General features: G+C 57.0%; 16 protein-coding genes. 5 read left to right on the forward strand and 11 right to left on the reverse strand.

The window, feature by feature from the left end; genetic code table 11:
- Positions 1-28: 28 nt before the first annotated feature.
- The 6 genes from rsmG to AAF465_08805 form a co-directional block, all read right to left on the reverse strand.
- Complete coding sequence (gene rsmG, locus AAF465_08780; protein MEM7082816.1) at positions 29-676, reverse strand: 16S rRNA (guanine(527)-N(7))-methyltransferase RsmG; 648 nt, start codon at positions 674-676, stop codon at positions 29-31.
- Between the two features lie 64 nt (positions 677-740).
- The gene (gene sodX / locus AAF465_08785; GenBank protein MEM7082817.1) at positions 741-1115 is read right to left on the reverse strand and encodes a nickel-type superoxide dismutase maturation protease; all 375 of its coding nucleotides are present in this window, start codon (positions 1113-1115) and stop codon (positions 741-743) included.
- Positions 1097-1570, reverse strand: coding sequence for a superoxide dismutase, Ni (sodN, locus tag AAF465_08790; GenBank protein ID MEM7082818.1), 474 nt, complete (start codon positions 1568-1570; stop codon positions 1097-1099). Before sodN ends, sodX begins: the two co-directional genes overlap by 19 nt.
- Positions 1571-1607: 37 nt before the next feature.
- Positions 1608-1793: a hypothetical protein gene (locus tag AAF465_08795; GenBank protein MEM7082819.1), complete on the reverse strand. Its 186-nt coding sequence runs from the start codon at positions 1791-1793 to the stop codon at positions 1608-1610.
- Between the two features lie 222 nt (positions 1794-2015).
- Positions 2016-3485 carry a pyridoxal-dependent decarboxylase gene (locus AAF465_08800; GenBank protein ID MEM7082820.1) on the reverse strand — a complete coding sequence of 490 codons (1470 nt, stop codon included), beginning with the start codon at positions 3483-3485 and terminating at the stop codon, positions 2016-2018.
- Between the two features lie 109 nt (positions 3486-3594).
- A complete protein-coding gene (locus AAF465_08805) occupies positions 3595-4581 on the reverse strand; it encodes an MBL fold metallo-hydrolase (protein MEM7082821.1) in 987 nt (328 codons plus the stop codon).
- A gap of 273 nt (positions 4582-4854) precedes the next feature.
- Here AAF465_08805 and AAF465_08810 point away from each other — a divergent pair, with 273 nt between their 5' ends.
- Entirely contained in the window at positions 4855-6162 is a 1308-nt protein-coding gene (locus tag AAF465_08810) for a DUF945 family protein (protein MEM7082822.1), read from the forward strand.
- A gap of 268 nt (positions 6163-6430) precedes the next feature.
- On the opposite strand, the gene AAF465_08815 is transcribed toward AAF465_08810, so the two are convergent.
- Positions 6431-6640 (reverse strand): cold-shock protein, encoded by a 210-nt coding sequence (locus AAF465_08815; protein ID MEM7082823.1) that lies wholly within the window; start codon positions 6638-6640, stop codon positions 6431-6433.
- 361 nt (positions 6641-7001) lie between these two features.
- On the reverse strand, positions 7002-8861 hold the full coding sequence (gene mnmG, locus AAF465_08820; GenBank protein MEM7082824.1) for a tRNA uridine-5-carboxymethylaminomethyl(34) synthesis enzyme MnmG: 1860 nt from the start codon (positions 8859-8861) through the stop codon (positions 7002-7004).
- A 301-nt stretch (positions 8862-9162) separates the two neighbouring features.
- Between mnmG and AAF465_08825 the strand changes: the two genes are divergently transcribed.
- From AAF465_08825 to AAF465_08835, 3 genes are all read left to right on the forward strand, one after another.
- Positions 9163-10644 (forward strand): alpha/beta hydrolase, encoded by a 1482-nt coding sequence (locus tag AAF465_08825; GenBank protein ID MEM7082825.1) that lies wholly within the window; start codon positions 9163-9165, stop codon positions 10642-10644.
- Positions 10641-11372, forward strand: a complete 732-nt coding sequence (locus tag AAF465_08830; GenBank protein ID MEM7082826.1) for an ATP-binding cassette domain-containing protein — start codon at positions 10641-10643, stop codon at positions 11370-11372. Before AAF465_08825 ends, AAF465_08830 begins: the two co-directional genes overlap by 4 nt.
- Before the next feature lie 202 nt (positions 11373-11574).
- A complete protein-coding gene (locus AAF465_08835) occupies positions 11575-12777 on the forward strand; it encodes a GGDEF domain-containing protein (protein ID MEM7082827.1) in 1203 nt (400 codons plus the stop codon).
- Positions 12778-12795: 18 nt separating this feature from the next.
- Here AAF465_08835 and mnmE read toward each other — a convergent pair whose 3' ends face one another.
- A complete protein-coding gene (mnmE, locus tag AAF465_08840; protein MEM7082828.1) occupies positions 12796-14148 on the reverse strand; it encodes a tRNA uridine-5-carboxymethylaminomethyl(34) synthesis GTPase MnmE in 1353 nt (450 codons plus the stop codon).
- Between the two features lie 50 nt (positions 14149-14198).
- Here mnmE and AAF465_08845 point away from each other — a divergent pair, with 50 nt between their 5' ends.
- Positions 14199-15407: a bifunctional alpha/beta hydrolase/OsmC family protein gene (locus tag AAF465_08845; GenBank protein ID MEM7082829.1), complete on the forward strand. Its 1209-nt coding sequence runs from the start codon at positions 14199-14201 to the stop codon at positions 15405-15407.
- 89 nt (positions 15408-15496) lie between these two features.
- On the opposite strand, the gene mscL is transcribed toward AAF465_08845, so the two are convergent.
- Together mscL and AAF465_08855 are read right to left on the reverse strand one after the other, a co-directional pair.
- On the reverse strand, positions 15497-15907 hold the full coding sequence (gene mscL, locus AAF465_08850) for a large conductance mechanosensitive channel protein MscL (GenBank protein ID MEM7082830.1): 411 nt from the start codon (positions 15905-15907) through the stop codon (positions 15497-15499).
- Between the two features lie 205 nt (positions 15908-16112).
- The gene (locus tag AAF465_08855) at positions 16113-16454 is read right to left on the reverse strand and encodes a tRNA-binding protein (GenBank protein MEM7082831.1); all 342 of its coding nucleotides are present in this window, start codon (positions 16452-16454) and stop codon (positions 16113-16115) included.
- Between the last annotated feature and the right edge of the window lie 40 nt (positions 16455-16494).

Raw genomic sequence — 16494 nt, forward strand, 5'->3', positions numbered from 1 at the left:
GCGGCCTACCCGCTGCGCCACGACGGCGTCAGTGATGTGTGAGCACAATAATGTGCCGTGTTTTGTTTTCCAGTCCAGGTACCTGTGCGACATGTGTCGTCGCGCGCCAGCCAACCGGCAGCTCCGCCAGCTCGGCATCGGGCATCCGGCCTTTTTGTGCGACCAAACGCCCACCGTTATTTAACAGGTGTCCCCCAATCTCCACCAGCCGAGGCAGACTCGCCACCGCCCGGCACATCACCGTATCAAAGCCCGCGCCCGCTTCATAGTGTTCGGAACGACCCTGCCACACCTCCACATTCAATAACGACAGCGCGGCCACCGCCTGCGTAATAAAACGTGTTTTTTTACTATTTGAATCAATCAGTAAGAACGATTTGTCCGGATGCGTGATGGCCAGCGGCAGTCCGGGCAAACCCGCCCCAGTACCGATATCAACACAGCGTTGACCATGCAGATGCGGCGCCACCGTTAGACTATCGAGGAGATGGTGGCTGACCATATCGGCTGGCTCGCGAATCGCGGTGAGGTTATACGCCTTATTCCACTTTGCCAGGAGCGCGACAAAGGCCACCAACTGACCGCACTGCGTGTCGTTGGGCCGTGTCGCATTCTGTAGGCCCGATAGGCCTTCGTCGAGCTGGCGTCGAAGCGCGGTTTCGTTTAGGTCAGACATGCATACCGAGGAGACAAGTGTGTACGTTGTGTGGCTCAGGCAAGGTCAACGTGCCAGGCGACGCCTAGTGAATGACGTGCGTCACCCGCCCGCGAATGAGTGCATGCGGGACCGGACCAAAATGACGGCTGTCTTCACTCCCACTTGGATTATCGCTCAAGAGCACAATGCCGCCCGGTTGGATCGCGGCAACCCGCTTAACCACGATCAGATCGGGTTGACGGGGATGACAGGCAACCACCAACTCTCCGGGTCGCAAATCGCCGTGCGCACTCGCATTCGGATCGACCAACACGTAACCGCCCGCTTGCAACGTGGGTTGCATGCTTTGGTTAACCACGCGGAATCGACGCCGGCGGCCCAATAACCACAGCAACACTTCCCGGGTGGTACGCCACCCGGGAAGGCCATCGCCAACCGTTACCCGGCCAACACCCATTCGACGTCTCGGTTTTTCGACTTCCAGAAGATATCGTGAATGTCTTTGACCGCATCGATCAACTCATCGCAATGCTGTGGTGAAACTTCCACCTTGCATGACGAGCACAGCTTCGCCGCTTTCCAAAATACATCGTGTAGATTTGGAAATTGCTCAAGGTGCTCGGGCTTGAAGTAATCGGTCCACAGCACCAGCAGGTGTTCCTTGGTTTCGTGCGCCTGCTGCTCTTTGATGGCAATGTAGCGACTCATGGTGTTTTGATACGCCGCCATTGCAGCATTATCACCGCCGGCAGGCGCCTCGAGCGCCAACATTTTTTTGGTCATCGAACGCACAGCTTCGGCACTGATGCGCGCCGACGCTGGGTCGTAGATGCCACAGGGTCCATCGCAGTGCGCGCTGGCTTCGGGGGCGGCCGATACGCGATCAGCCAGTGTCATTAAAGTCTTTAACATGATGTTTTCCTCGATGTCAGTCGATAATCGCGTGCGATTAACCATTGCGGCGACGAATTACCGCGCCCGTGACCAGCACCGCCACCACGATGGCGGCGATCAGCCACCCGCTTTCGGCGTGAAGGCTGCTTTGAAACGGATGATGCTCATGGCCTGGGTGCGCCATAGCCGCGCCACTTGCCAGTGCTGCGGCCGAACCCAGTAGTGTTACGAGTGTTTTCATTATCAAATTCCTGTTCAGAGACGAATCACATACCCAACAGTGGGCGGCGTTACTACCATCGGCCACTGCTTGTCGAAAAATACTCAGGTGCGCTGGGGTTGCTGAGGTGTAGCCGGGATGTACTCCTGGTTCGATACGCAGCGCAAGCGCCAACCTGTCTTCAACTGTGCCAAAGGGTATCACTCATACCGCACGTGAGCCATGCAGTACGTTAATGCCGCGTCAGGGGTTGCGGCGTTCTTGAGCCGTTTGCTCAATGGCGTCAAGCAGACGCTCGATCGTTGCTTCATTGGTCAATCGATTCATCACGGTGAGGCGAAGGTAGCGCCGGCCATTGAGCAATGTCGAGGTGATGTGAAACTGTCCGGTGCGCATCAGGTGTTCACGCACCGCCTCCTGTTCGGCATCGTCCTCGCCGTAGCGAAAACACAGAATATTGGTCTCGGGCCGATAGGGACAACTGAATCCCGGGCGGGCGCTAATCAGGGCATAAAAGCGCTGCGCCGCTTCGTAGCGCTCACGCACATAGTCACCGAGTGCCGCCTCGCCCCGCCAGGCGAGATTCAAAAACACCTTAAAGCCCATGGCGCTGCGCGTGCATTCAACGGTGCGGGTGATCGTGTCGTAGTTATCGAGACTCTGGCCGTAGGCGAGATAGCTCGCCTCTTGATGAAACGCACGATCAAAATCACTGACATCGCGCAGAAGGACGGCCGCACTCAACACGGGCACCTGCATCATCTTGTGGGTATCCCACACGATGGAATCCGCCAGCTCAATCCCGTCGAGATGATGGCGCACCGCCGGACTCATCAGCGCACTCGCGCCGTGACACGCATCGGCGTGAAACCAAATATTATGCGTACGGCAAAACTCGCCGATCGGTCGCAGTGGATCATGCAACCCGGTGGCTGTCGAACACGCATTGGCAATGAGCGCCATGCAGCGCCGGTTGTCCGACTTAATGGTGGCCAACGCCTGCTCCAGACGATCAACACGCACCACCCCAAACGCATCGACTTCCAGTTCATAAACCGCCTGTCGGCCAAGCCCAAGAATCGATACGGCTCGCGCGTTGGAATAATGCGAGCTTGCCGGGACCAGCACCGCCAAGTCATGTGGTACCCCCTGTTCCCAGGCATCCGGCGCGACACGAGCTCGGGCGGCGAGCAGCGCGGTGAGGTTTGCCAGCGATCCACCGTGGGTCATCACACCGCCGGCGGTGGGCGGCGCGCCGGGGGCCGCGTCAAGCACCTGCGGCGGCCAGCCAACCTTACGGAGCATCCAGTTGATGACGCTGAACTCCAGTGTGGCGGCCGCCGAGCCCATTTCAAAAATACCCATCGGGTTGTTGGTGACGCCGTTGATGAGCGACGCGAGGGCGGCCGGGTAGTCGGGCACTGAGACTTGATGCGCGATGTAGCCAGGGTGGCGAAATTTGACGCTGTAGTTCAGGTACTTTGCCAAAAACGCCTGGAAAGCGGTCGCATCCATGCCCCCCTCATCGATCCAGCGCTCAATGTCGAGGTTACGCAGAATGTCGCCGATCGGCGCCCAACCGGTTGCGGCATCGAGGCCATCAATATTCGCTCGCGCGTGAGCCCTATGTGTCGCCAGCGTCGCCACCACCGCCTCTTCAAACTCGGCGAGTTGCGCTAAGGCAGTATCACGCGAATAGTGAGCCTCTTTCATGCCCACTTACCGCTGTTTGTCCCATGAATCGACGGGCTGCGATCGGCGGGTGCCGAGCGTTGGCACACGCGGCGCGGCACGCGGAACACGTCCAGCGTAATGCGGTAAATCATACCTCCGCCCTGGCGCGCTGTTTCGCCAGACGCTTTAACCACACGTCCAGGCCTTGGGCGTTCAGCATCAAATCACCCTTTAGGATACTGCTGCGCGCGTCGTAGTCGCCATCGTAACCATGCTCGTCCAATCGACCAAAGACGTAGTCAGTGAGTCGTTCAAAAATGGCCCGCACGCGATCATCTGCGTCCTCACAGTCTTGACAGATATGCACATACCGATCGAGTCCTTCATGCAGATCGCCCGCCAGTCGCTCGAGGTCGGTGACGCGGCTATAGTGAGTCAGATACGCACTTTTGGGTGCATAACTCATAATTCGATCGATCGACGCATGAGCGGCATCGGGATCGAAGTGCACGGGCGTTGTAGTGGGAATAATAAAGGCTCCCTTGCCCGTATCGGTTTCGCGATAGGACACGCCAAACGTGTCGCCGGTAAACACGAGCTCAGCGGACTGATCAACCAGGCAATAGTGATGCAGTGCGTGGCCGGGCGTATGGATTAATTCGAATTCACGTGTGCCTACTGTCACGCGCATGCCGTCGGTGACTTCAACGATGCGCGCTTTTTCGATCGGCACAATCTCACCGTAGGTGGCGTGATACAGCGCTTCGCCGTATACCGCTATCGTCCCGGCAATGAGCTTTTCCGGTTCGTGCATATGGGGCGCACCGCGCGGGTGTATGTAGGCACGCGCGTTGGGCAAGTGACGCATGAGTTCACCGGCGCCGCCCGCGTGATCGAGGTGGATATGGGTCAGAAAAACGGCGGTGACGGCACTAACATCGAGTCCGATGTCGGCCAACGCCGCGAGGAGATTGCTCACCGACAGTGACGTGCCGGTGTCGACATACGCCGCCTCACCCTTATCGACAATCAAATGACTCGCGTCCATCAGCGGGCGCATATACTCGGTGTCAACGGCGTAGATGCCCTCGCCCACTTCGGTGTATTTTGGCATCACTGATGATGAACCTGACATGTGTGCTCCGATGTTGGGTTACGCCCGCCGCGAGACGCAGCAGGCGGAAAATGAACGACGCGTCGGCAATCCAAGCCGGTTGTTCATGCGCACGCGACCGTGCAAAACCGTATTGATGCGACCGTGGGTAGTGTACCGCTCACGACCGGCAACAGCCATGCTTACACGCACGGTCTTCGTCGCCCCATTGCCGCGCCTGAAACGGTGATTGGGGTGCCCGCCCCGAACGGCCGTGGTATTCTCTTTTACCCTTGAAAAATCACGGAAATCAACATGTCCAAGTTCCTGAAAATTGCCCTCGCCCTAGCGCTCATCGTGTTTATTGTCGCGCCCGGCGTCACCGGCTTCCTGGTCGAATCCGCCATCGAAAAAGAGGAAAGCGCCTACACCCAGATGATCGAGCAGGGTCCCTTTAAGCTTGCCGATTCGTCGTTTGAGCGCGGCTGGTTCAGCAGTGATCAAACGGTGGAACTTGACCTGACCGATCCGGCGGTCGCGGCCGGCCTACATCTGATTGGTGGTGCGGATCATGACGGGTTGCCAAAATTGGTCATCGAAACCAAAGCGACCCATGGCGTGATACCGCTGGCCAGTCCAGCCAAAGGCGGTTTGCGTCCTGCCATCGCGCAAACCGAAAGTGCGCTGTCGCTGAAATACGGCAACGGCGAGATGATCGAGCTACCCGTTACCGTGTACTCATCGCTTGGCGCTGGCCAATGGGCGCGCATCGTGGCCGACCCGATCGACAATTTCAAACTCGAAGACGAGGCAACCGTCAGCTGGGATGGTGCCGATATCTCCGCAACGATTGGAGACAAATCAACCTTCAGCGGTTCGCTCGGCAGCGTTCAGCTTGCGAGTGCAGAAGGCACCATGAATACCAGCGAGATGACTATTGAGGGCACGCATGACATCCGACGCTTCAAGCTCGGTGAGGGCGAAACCAACATTAAACTCGACAACATGCGTTTTTCAGCGGCTCAGGCCGGCTCATTCGAACTCAACGACCTGGCGGTAAAAAGCAGCATGGCGGTTGACGATGGACGCGCGATTGCCCAATCCGACTTTTTGATCGGCGACATTCAAACCTCCGTCATGAACATCGATGGAATCGACATGAGCGCGATCTACAATGTAAACGCCGCCGCCCTGGAAAAATTCATTGAGCTGACGCAAGAACTTCAATCCTCCGCGTTAGCGGATGAGTCGGAGCTTGAAGACCCCGCAGCCATGATGGCAGCGATGCAAGATCTGCTGGCCGAGGGTGTGGGCTTCACACTCGAGCGTTTCAATGTGGAAATGGGCGGCGATACACTCAAGATGGATCTCGACATGCAGCTACCGCCCGGCACTACCTCATTGCCGGCCGTGATGGCCAATGGCCAAGCCTCTGGCAACATGGTGATTCCGGAAGGAGTCGTCAGCGCGATCAGTGAGCTGTCGCCCGATGTGGCCAACGGCTTCATGATGGCTTCGATGATGGGTTTTGTCGAAGAAAAAGACGGCGCCTTTGAAGCGCGCATGAGTTACAAAGACGGCGTATTGTTACTCAACGATCTGCCGGTGCCGCTTCCCTTCTAACACGCCTTACCCGCGCCAGCGCGGGATTGCGCCGATACGACACACTAAAATACCCGCATGACTGCGGGTATTTTTTATCCCTCATTTTAGTCAGACGGGTTTTGATCAGCGCCATGTTCACTCTGTGTCGAACCCGTAACCGATGCATTAACCCGCACCGGCAACTCGATTATCAAACGGATGCCGACGAAAAAAGGCCGGCTCCTCACGGAACCGGCCTTTTGTCGTAACTCAGCGTCGAACGATAGTATCGTCGAGACAGCCGTTGTTACTGAGGCGTAACCTCTTCGGCTTGTGGGCCCTTTTGGCCCTGAGTAACCTTCATGGTGACTTGTTGGCCTTCGGTCAACGTGCGGCGACCTTCGCCGTTGATCGCGCTGAAGTGGACAAAGACATCTTTGCCGCCTTCGCGCTCGATGAAACCAAAACCTTTCTCGTCATTGAACCACTTAACGGTTCCCGTAATTAGATCTGACATACTATCCTCTTAAAAAACTAACGGTCGGCTTACGCCGACTTACTCGGTAAAACCAGACTGGATGGGTGAAAATTCAGTGAAGCTCTCCCAAACCAGCGACGTCAGTGTACCTGTTTCGGCGCTCGGTGCAACGAAAAAAAGCCCTGATTTCCGGCTTTTTGTCTATTTTCTCACCGATTCGATCCCCTAACCTCAAACTCTGCGCTAGCAAGTGGCCTGGCACACCACCGCTAGACCGATTCCAGCTCACCATCCGACGCGGCTATCGCCACACGCCGGCACCTGATGCAGGCGAACGATGATCGGTGTTTGAACCTCGAACCGGGGCGTAGTCTCGGCGATAGTGACGGTGCACACCGCGTCAAGCGGATTTTTTAAGATGCACTAACAGCAGCGACAGCGCGGCGGGGGTCATACCGGCGATGCGGCCCGCCTGGCCCAGCGTGGCCGGTTGGATCTCTTTGAGTTTTTGGCGAACCTCGTTCGACAACCCGTTAACGGTGTCGTAATCCACATGCGCCGGGATGCGCAGGGATTCGTTCTTACGATGCCGCGCAATCTCGGATTGTTGACGCACAATATAACCGGCATAGCGCGCCTGTATTTCGATCTGCTCCGCCACCTGGGGATCATCAACCGGCGCACCGACGCGTTCGATATCCGTGAGCGTCGCATAGGTCATGTCAGGACGCTTGAGCATCTCGAGTGCCTTGGCTTCACGACTCATGCCACCCATCGCCGCTTGTTGTTCGTCGGACAAGTGATGAGGATGGACAGTGATCCCAGCCAAGCGTGCGGTTTCTTGCTCAATCGCCTCGCGCTTTCGATTGAAGCGCGCCCACCGCTCATCGTCGACGAGACCCAATTCACGGCCGACTGGCGTCAAGCGCAAATCGGCGTTGTCTTCGCGCAGTAAAAGTCGGTACTCAGCACGCGAGGTAAACATGCGATAGGGCTCTTGCGTGCCTTGCGTCACCAGATCATCCACCAACACGCCAAGGTACGCCTCGTCGCGGCGGGGATACCAGGCATCAGTACCCGCTGCACGGCGCGCCGCATTAACTCCAGCCAGCAAGCCCTGAGCAGCCGCCTCTTCATAACCGGTTGTGCCATTGATTTGACCGGCGAAATACAGGCTATCGATGTAGCGGGTTTCGAGTGTGTGATGCAAACCGCGCGGATCAAAGAAGTCGTACTCGATCGCATACCCCGGCCGCGTTATGTGCGCGCGCTCAAAGCCGGCAATACTGTGCACAAACTCCAGTTGCGCGGCGTACGGCAAACTGGTGGAAATACCATTTGGGTAGTATTCCGATACCGTCAATCCTTCTGGCTCAACAAACACCTGATGTGACGTGCGGTCCGCAAAGCGCACGATTTTGTCTTCTACCGACGGACAATAGCGCGGCCCCACACCGTCAATCGCACCACTGTACATCGGCGAGTCTGGAATGGCCGCACGAATGATGTCGTGCGTACGTTCGTTCGTTTTCGTGAGATAGCACGGCACCTGTCGAGGATGGTCGTCAACGCTGCCCGTGTACGAAAACACCGGTCGCGGATCGTCTCCGGGCTGTGGAGTGAGCCGCGAAAAATCAATTGTGCGCCCATCGAGTCGAGGCGGCGTGCCGGTTTTTAATCGCTCGACGCAAAACGGCAGCTCGCGCAGTCGCTCGGCAAGACCAATCGACGCCGCGTCACCCGCGCGACCCCCCGAGTAGTGATTGCGGCCGATATGAATCTTTCCGCCGAGGAATGTGCCCACCGTGAGCACGACCGCTTGCGCATGAAATTCAAGACCCATCTGCGTGACAACACCCGTCACTCGGTCCTGACTCAATAGTAGATCTTCAACATTTTGTTGGAACAACGTGAGATTAGGCGCTTGCTCGAGGGCCTGGCGCACGTACTGTCGATACAGTGCGCGGTCGGCCTGTGCTCGGGTCGCGCGCACGGCAGGACCTTTGCTCGCATTGAGCACCCGAAACTGAATCCCGGCGGCGTCCGCCGCTTTGGCCATCACGCCACCGAGCGCATCGATTTCCCGCGTTAGATGCCCTTTGCCAATCCCTCCAATCGCAGGATTGCAGCTCATCATGCCGAGTGTTTCGATGTTTTGTGTGAGCAATAATGTGCGCGCACCCGAGCGCGCCGCGGCGAGACTCGCCTCGGTGCCGGCGTGGCCACCACCGACCACAATGACATCAAATGTACTGCTCATATTGCTCTGATCAGCGCGCACGCGCCGCCTTCTGCCGAATCCCACTTCCCGCTACGCGGCACCCACAGAGTGGGGGGAGTCGCCTACGGCGGGCGATTGTATGAAAATGGCCAAATTTTCGCCACTCACACTTTCTTAAGGGCCATTGTCGCACGGCCACCATCGGGCAAACTGGTCTTGACGCGCCAAGCCACTGCACACCGCGCCCTGACGCAACTCGTTCCGATCATTGGTGTAAACTGTGGCCGTTTTTTGCTGACTCTTCGGGCTTATGACCCACTTCCGCCACCCCGCACGCGTCGTGCGTCGTCCGCTCTCTGCCTTGTTCTTGTTGGCCACGCTGTGGGCGCTGAACGCCTGCACTGACGACCCACTCCAAGCCAACGAGGCGCTGGCGCTCAGTGAGTGCCGCATCGAGGGATTTGGTGGGTTCACCCGCACGAAAGCACTGTGTGGTGAATTGATCGTACCGCTCGATCCTGCAACGCCCGACGGGGCTACCGTGACCCTGTTTGTCGCCAAAGTGCCGGCGCTTTCGCGAGCCGCCGCCGACAGCGCCTTTACCATTATTGCCGGCGGACCTGGCCAGGCTTCAACGCAGGCCTACGCCAGTTTGCGCGGCGCGTTTGAACGTGTGCGACGCGAGCGCGACATTATTTTGATCGATCAGCGCGGCACAGGAAAGTCCAATGCCCAAGCGTGTGAGTTTGACGACACTGATGCGGACCTCAGCAATTACTCACCGGCTCAAGTGCGGGCTCTGGCGCAGCAATGCCTCGATACGTTGGGCGACGATACGCGGTTTTATACCACCAGCCTGGCGGTACGCGACCTGGATCAGCTGCGGGCCGCGCTGGGCTACGACACACTCGATATCTATGGCGTGTCCTATGGTACGCGCGTGGCGCAGCATTATCTTCGCCAGTACCCGCAGCACACCCGCACCGTTGTACTCGATGGCGTCGTGCCGGTCGATGTACCACTGGGACCAGCCATTGCCACCGACGCGCAACGGGCGCTCGACTTAATTTTCTCGCGCTGCATTAATGACTCAGACTGTCACGTTGCGTTCGGCGACATTGAACGCAAATTCACGCGTCTGCTTGAGCGCACCCAAACAGCGCCGATTGCGCTGGAGTTCGTTGACCCCATTTCAGGGGAGCGGTCGCTCGACGACTTTGGCTATACCGATCTATTAATGGCTGTGCGCTTGATGAGCTACTCACCCGAAACCGCGGCCCTGCTGCCGTACATGATCAATGAAGCCGATCAAGGCAACCTGCAGCCACTTGCTGCACAAGCGTTACTGAATGCGGAAAATCTTGGCACCATGCTCGCGTACGGCATGCACAATTCAGTGGTATGCACCGAAGACGTGCCGTTTTATACCGAGGAGGGGATCGACCGTTCCACGCTAATGAATGCGTACATGGGCGACCTTTCTTACCAGAGTCTGATTGAAACCTGCACGGTTTGGCCTTCGGGCCCGATCGATGACGGCTTCACCAAACCGTTTGCCAGTGACGTGCCGGTGCTCGTGCTGTCCGGTGAAGTGGACCCGGTTACGCCGCCTGCTTATGGCGATCGTGCCGCGCGTTATCTGGGCAATGCCCGCGCCATCACACTGCCTGGCCAAGGGCATGGCCAGATTCAGCTCGGCTGCATGCCGACATTGCTCGCAACCTTTGTCAGCACGGCCGACCACGCGGCCCTCGATATTGAGTGTCTCGATGTTCAGCAGCCCGCTCCCTTTTTTATTAGCCCCTCAGGATCGGCACCGTGATTGTTGCAAAGCAGTTAAAAAAATCCTTTGGCGAGGTAGACGCTGTGCGCGACGTCAGCTTTACCGCGAGCAACGGCGTGATCACGGGTCTGCTAGGACCGAACGGTGCCGGCAAGTCCACCACCCTTCGCATGCTCTATACGATCCTCGAGCCAGACCAAGGCACGGCGTTGGTCGACGACATCGACGTCAGGCAAAATCCGCTCGAGGCGCGCCGCCATATGGGGGTGTTTACGCACAACCCCGGCATCTATCCCAACTTAACCGCAAAGGAAAACGTGGCGTACTTTGGCAAATTGTATGGACTGCCGGCAAACGTCATTCGACGCCGCATCGACGAACTGACCGAACTGCTCGACATGGAGGACATACTGCACCGTCGAGCCAAAGGATTCTCGCAGGGTCAGCGCACGAAAGTCGCCCTTGCCAGAGCTCTTATCCACGAACCGCAAAACATCTTGCTCGATGAACCCACTAACGGACTCGACGTGATGGCCACGCGCGCGCTTCGGCGCATCATTCGAGCGCTCAAAGCGCAGGGTAAATGCGTATTATTTTCCAGCCACGTGATGCAGGAGGTCGGGGCATTGTGCGATCACGCCGTTATCATCGCCGACGGCACCATCGCCGCTGAGGGCAGCATCGATTCTCTGCGCACACTCAGTGGCCAAGACTCGCTCGAAGACGCTTTTATCCATCTAATCGGTAGCGAACGCGGGCTGGGCTAACGAGCGCAAACCAAACCGACCACTCCACGCTCGCCTGAAACCGACGGCGCACAGAGAATAACGGCGCAAAACCGGTTTAACTTAATACCAAAACCAGTCCTTTTTCCCTATAAATCAAGGCATTTGAGACACCGGTCACACCATAAAAATGGTCGTACTGAGACGCTGTGGTCCACTGCGCACCCAGTTCAATGGCCACCCCATGCCCGGACTCTTTCCGAAGAACGATCCCAAGCAAACGCTGATTCTCAAGCGTTTCTTCTTGGCGTTCGGGTCGTACATGATCGCGGTCGGATTCGGCAGCTTCAGCGTGGTCACCGGCAATAGCCTAATTAGCACCGATCTAATGATGGTGATCTTCGCAGGCGTCTGCTTGAGCAACCTGTATTTTTATTGGGTCATTCGCTCCGGCTACAACAAACAGTACGACGATCCATCACTAACGATTCCTCAGCAAATGGTGGCGCTGGCCTGGATGCTCTGCCTGATGTTTGCCGACGCACAACATCGCGGTTTGTTCTTGTCGGTCTACACCATGATCATCATGTTTGGACTGTTCCGTTTGCGCACACACCAAATGGCGACCCTGGCGGCGGTTGCCGTGTCCGGTTACGCGCTGGTGGTCGCACTGGATGCGGTCTTTTTCCCTCACCGCTTTGATGTGGCCACCGAGTTAATTCGCGGCGGCGTGTTGCTCAGTCTGGTCGCCTGGGCCACGGTGTTTGCGGGTCATGTGAGCCAGCTTCGCGATAAGCTGCGGCGACGTAATCGCGATCTCAGTGTGGCGCTCGATGAAATCGGCAAGCTGGCCAGTCATGACGATCTGACCAATGCGTTCAATCGCCGCTACATCATGGACGCGTTGAAGCAAGAGGTGGCGCGTGCTCAGCGTACCGGCTCGACGTTCTCGGTGTGCTTGCTCGATCTGGATCACTTCAAAACCATCAACGATCGCTACGGCCATTTAGCGGGAGACCGCGTACTCATGGCTTTTTCCGAACGCATTAAAGGCACACTACGCGGCATGGACCTGGTGGATCACGGGGTCACAGATCGTTTTTTCGGTCGGTACGGCGGCGAAGAGTTTATTGTTGTGTTGCCTGACACACCGTTGGCCGGCGCCATTCGTTGCGCTGAGCGAATTCGCCGAGTGACCGAAGAATCCTCGTTTGATGAAGTGTTTCGGGTGACCTTGTCAGCGGGGGTCAGCCAGTATGAAATGGATGAATCAATCGAAGACATGCTTCGACGCGCGGATGTGGCACTCTACGAAGCAAAAAACAAAGGCCGAAATCGGGTCGAGATCGACCAAAGTCAGCTTGGACGCATCGAGCAAAGCGATTATCAAAACACCGCGGTCAATATTGTTGTGGGCTCGTTTGGCGCGCGCAAAAAAACCGAATAGATCACCTCTGATTCAGGCTCACTTGCCGATACAAAAACGCGAAAAAATCTGACCGAGCAAGTCATCGCTGGTAAAACGGCCCGTGATTTCGCCCAGGCACTGCTGCGCCAGTCGCAATTCCTCAGCCATGATTTCGCCTGCCTTCATGTTGTAGAGCGCGTCTCGACCCAGCGCCATGTGCGCAAAGGCGCGCTCAATCGCGTGTATATGACGACGACGCGCAATGAGTTTGCCACCGTCGACCGCACTGTATCCCATCACGTTCGCTAAATGGGCCTTGAGCGAATCAATACCGGCACCGGACTTGGCTGACACATACAGCATGGCGTCGCCCTGGTTACCGGGCGGCGTATCAGGGGAAAGATCAATCTTGTTCACCACCCGTGTCACCGGCACACCGTCGGGGAGATTCTCCGTAAACGACGGCGCGTCAACGTCGCTGATGTCGCTGAGAACCAAGACGTGATCCGCGTGTTGGATTGCTTCCCGCGCACGCCGCATGCCTTCTTTCTCAATTTCATCATCCGAATCATGCAAACCCGCCGTATCGATCACCCTGAGCGGCATACCGTCCAAATGCAGATCCTCGCGCAACACGTCCCGTGTCGTGCCGGGTCGCGCCGTCACGATCGCCGCGTCATAACCCGCCAATCGATTCAGTAAGCTGGACTTGCCGACGTTGGGCGGTCCGGCCAGTACAAGCACCATGCCATCGCGAAGAAGCTGGCCCTGCTGAGCGTCTTCTTGCAAATTGACAAACAATCGCTCAAGTGAAGAAATTCGTTGCTGCACTTCTTGATCGGCCAGAAAATCGACTTCTTCTTCGGGGAAATCAATCGCCGCTTCCACGTACATACGAAGCTCGGTGAGCGCAATCACCAGCATGCGTATCCGTTTGGCAAACTCGCCCGACAACGACCGCACGGCCGCCCGTGCAGCCTGCTGCGAGGCGCTGTCGATCAGGTCGCTGATCGCTTCGGCTTGAGTTAAATCGATTTTATTATTGAGAAACGCGCGCTTTGAAAACTCACCCGGCATCGCCAGTCGCGCGCCGAGGGCGATGCAGCTGTGTACGAGCATGTCCATCGGTACTGGCCCGCCATGACCGTGCAACTCCAACACATCCTCGCCGGTGAATGAAGCTGGCGCAGCAAAATACAACATGATGCCCTGATCGATTGCCTCGCCGACCGCATCTCGAAAGGTGGCGGCCGTTGCCACGCGTGCGGGCGGTACACGGCCACCGATCGCCTTGGCGATTTTTGCGGCTCGATCTCCGGATACGCGCACAATGCCGACGCCACCACGTCCTGGAGGTGTCGCCACTGCGACAATCGTGTCGTCGGTAAATGTTAAGCCTGCGTCAACCATTCGCGGTATTGTAAAGCGCTCGGTCTAATCCGTCACTTGAAGGAGACATTGTGAGCACACAGACGGTGAGTTTTACCAACCGCTCCGGCGACACCCTGGCCGGCCGCCTCATCACCCCAATCACAGGTGAGACCAAGGCGTATGCACTGTTTGCCCATTGCTTTACCTGCACCAAGAATCTTGCGGCTACCCGCAATATTGCGCGCGCGCTCGCTGAGGCCGGTATCGCCACACTGATTTTCGATTTCACGGGACTTGGCAACAGCGAAGGGGAATTCGCTGACACGAACTTTTCCTCCAACGTCGACGACCTGGTCGCCGCCGCCGACTTTTTAGCCGCGCATTTCGACGCACCTCGATTACTCGCCGGTCATTCGTTGGGTGGTACGGCAGTACTAAAAGCCGCCGCTCGAATTGATTCTGCGCTTGCCGTGGCGTCTATCGGTTCACCGTCAGAACCTGCCCATGTGGCCAAGCTCATGACCAGCAAACGCGACGAAATACAACAACACGGCGTAGCCAATGTGACATTGGGTGGGCGTCCGTTCACGATCAAGCGCCAATTTTTAGACGATATCGAACATCAATCTGCGCTCGACGCCGTCGCGCACCTTCGCAAGGCTTTACTGGTCATGCATGCGCCGCTCGATGACACCGTCGAAATCAGCAACGCGACCGACATTTTCAAAGCGGCGAAACACCCCAAGAGCTTTGTGAGCCTTGATAACGCGGATCATTTGCTCACGCGCCGCGAAGATTCCGAGTACGTCGGCAAAATGATCGCGGCGTGGGCGACACGGTTTTTATCCCTCGAACCCGAGCAATCGTCCTATCCTCAGGAAGGCATGCATGGCGCCGCCGCCCGCACGCGCGCCGACGGATTTAAAACGCATTTGAACGTGGGTGGTCACCCGATGCTGGCCGACGAACCCGTGACAGTCGGTGGCACCAACACGGGACCCGCGCCGTTCGATCTATTGAGTTCATCGTTGGCGGCCTGCACGACGATGACCCTCAAAATGTATGCCGAGCGCAAACAATGGCCGCTCGAGTCCTCCACTTGTCATGTGACCCATCGCAAGGAGAAGTCCGATTCCGCCGACGCCAAGCCCATCGATGTGTTTGACCGGATATTAACCCTCGATGGCGACTTATCCGAGACGCAACGCGCGCGAATGCTGGAAATCGCCAACCGCTGCCCGGTGCATCGGACGCTGCACAATACGATTGACGTACGCACGACATTAACCGATGCCTGAGTCGTCGCCACCGTTGGCGCGTTATCGAGTCGCTCAGACACAAAAAAGCCGGCTGTCGAAACAGCCGGCTTTTTTGCGAACTACATGGCTTATTGCTTTTTAAGCAAATCGCGAATTTCCGCCAATAACACTTCGTTGGCCGGTGGCGCCGGTGGTGGTGCTTCCTCTTCTTTTTTCTTAGCGCTATTAATCGCTTTGACAACCAAGAAAATAGCGAAGGCAATAATCACAAAATCGACGACGGTTTGGATGAAATTGCCATGGCGCAATACCGATGCCCCAGCCTCTTCGGCCGCAGCCAGGGTGTCGTAGTTTTCGGCGCTGAGGTTGATGAACTTCGACGTAAAGTCGACACCTCCCAACAGCTTACCGATCAACGGCATCAATACGTCACCGACGAACGAGGCAACGATCTTGCCAAACGCGCCACCGAGCACAATCCCGATTGCCATATCCATCACATTGCCACGCATGGCAAAATCTTTAAATTCACTCATCATACCCACGAGCTGTTCCTCCCGTTTAATTACTGTGATGCGGGCGGCGGACTCCCTGTGTGCACACCCGACCGAGTATCAGAGCTCCACTTCACTCCGATGGCCCGGAATTGTACATAATTTGGGGGGTCAACGCGTAGTTGCTGAACAGGTTTATCCTGCTGCATGGCGATTGATTGTCGGATATCGAATGAATATGCCGTGTTTTTCAACACAATCGCGCGCCGTTAGGCACGTCGCGCTCAGGTTGCGCGAGCACGATCGCGCCATCCGCATCGGCAAAACCGGTAACAAGACACTCTGACATCAACGGACCGATTTGCTTCGGCGGAAAATTAACCACAGCGATCACCTGGCGCCCGACTAAATCGTCGGGGGTGTACAACTGAGTGATCTGCGCGCTGGATTTGCGCTTGCCGATTTTGTCGCCAAAATCGATGTGCAAAATCCACGCGGGTCGACGCGCTTCTGGAAACGCCTTCACCTCAATGACTGTGCCAACGCACAGTGCGATTTTTTCAAAATCGTGCCAGGCAATCGTGTCGGTCATATCCACTCCCTCATCATAAGCCAAATATCCAGTCGTTCGA

The sequence above is a fragment of the Pseudomonadota bacterium genome (assembly GCA_039028935.1).
Classification (GTDB): domain Bacteria; phylum Pseudomonadota; class Gammaproteobacteria; order Steroidobacterales; family SZUA-146; genus SZUA-146.

Excerpts from the sequence above, each read along its gene's own strand:
- AAF465_08810 (MEM7082822.1), top strand. The coding sequence starts at position 4,855 with ATGTCCAAGTTCCTGAAAATTGCCCTCGCCCTAGCGCTCATCGTGTTT.
- AAF465_08835 (MEM7082827.1), top strand. The coding sequence starts at position 11,575 with ATGCCCGGACTCTTTCCGAAGAACGATCCCAAGCAAACGCTGATTCTC.
- rsmG (MEM7082816.1), bottom strand. The coding sequence starts at position 676 with ATGTCTGACCTAAACGAAACCGCGCTTCGACGCCAGCTCGACGAAGGC.
- AAF465_08805 (MEM7082821.1), bottom strand. The coding sequence starts at position 4,581 with ATGTCAGGTTCATCATCAGTGATGCCAAAATACACCGAAGTGGGCGAG.
- sodX (MEM7082817.1), bottom strand. The coding sequence starts at position 1,115 with ATGGGTGTTGGCCGGGTAACGGTTGGCGATGGCCTTCCCGGGTGGCGT.
- AAF465_08855 (MEM7082831.1), bottom strand. The coding sequence starts at position 16,454 with ATGACCGACACGATTGCCTGGCACGATTTTGAAAAAATCGCACTGTGC.
- sodN (MEM7082818.1), bottom strand. The coding sequence starts at position 1,570 with ATGTTAAAGACTTTAATGACACTGGCTGATCGCGTATCGGCCGCCCCC.
- AAF465_08800 (MEM7082820.1), bottom strand. The coding sequence starts at position 3,485 with ATGAAAGAGGCTCACTATTCGCGTGATACTGCCTTAGCGCAACTCGCC.
- AAF465_08795 (MEM7082819.1), bottom strand. The coding sequence starts at position 1,793 with ATGAAAACACTCGTAACACTACTGGGTTCGGCCGCAGCACTGGCAAGT.
- mscL (MEM7082830.1), bottom strand. The coding sequence starts at position 15,907 with ATGATGAGTGAATTTAAAGATTTTGCCATGCGTGGCAATGTGATGGAT.
- mnmE (MEM7082828.1), bottom strand. The coding sequence starts at position 14,148 with ATGGTTGACGCAGGCTTAACATTTACCGACGACACGATTGTCGCAGTG.
- mnmG (MEM7082824.1), bottom strand. The coding sequence starts at position 8,861 with ATGAGCAGTACATTTGATGTCATTGTGGTCGGTGGTGGCCACGCCGGC.
- AAF465_08815 (MEM7082823.1), bottom strand. The coding sequence starts at position 6,640 with ATGTCAGATCTAATTACGGGAACCGTTAAGTGGTTCAATGACGAGAAA.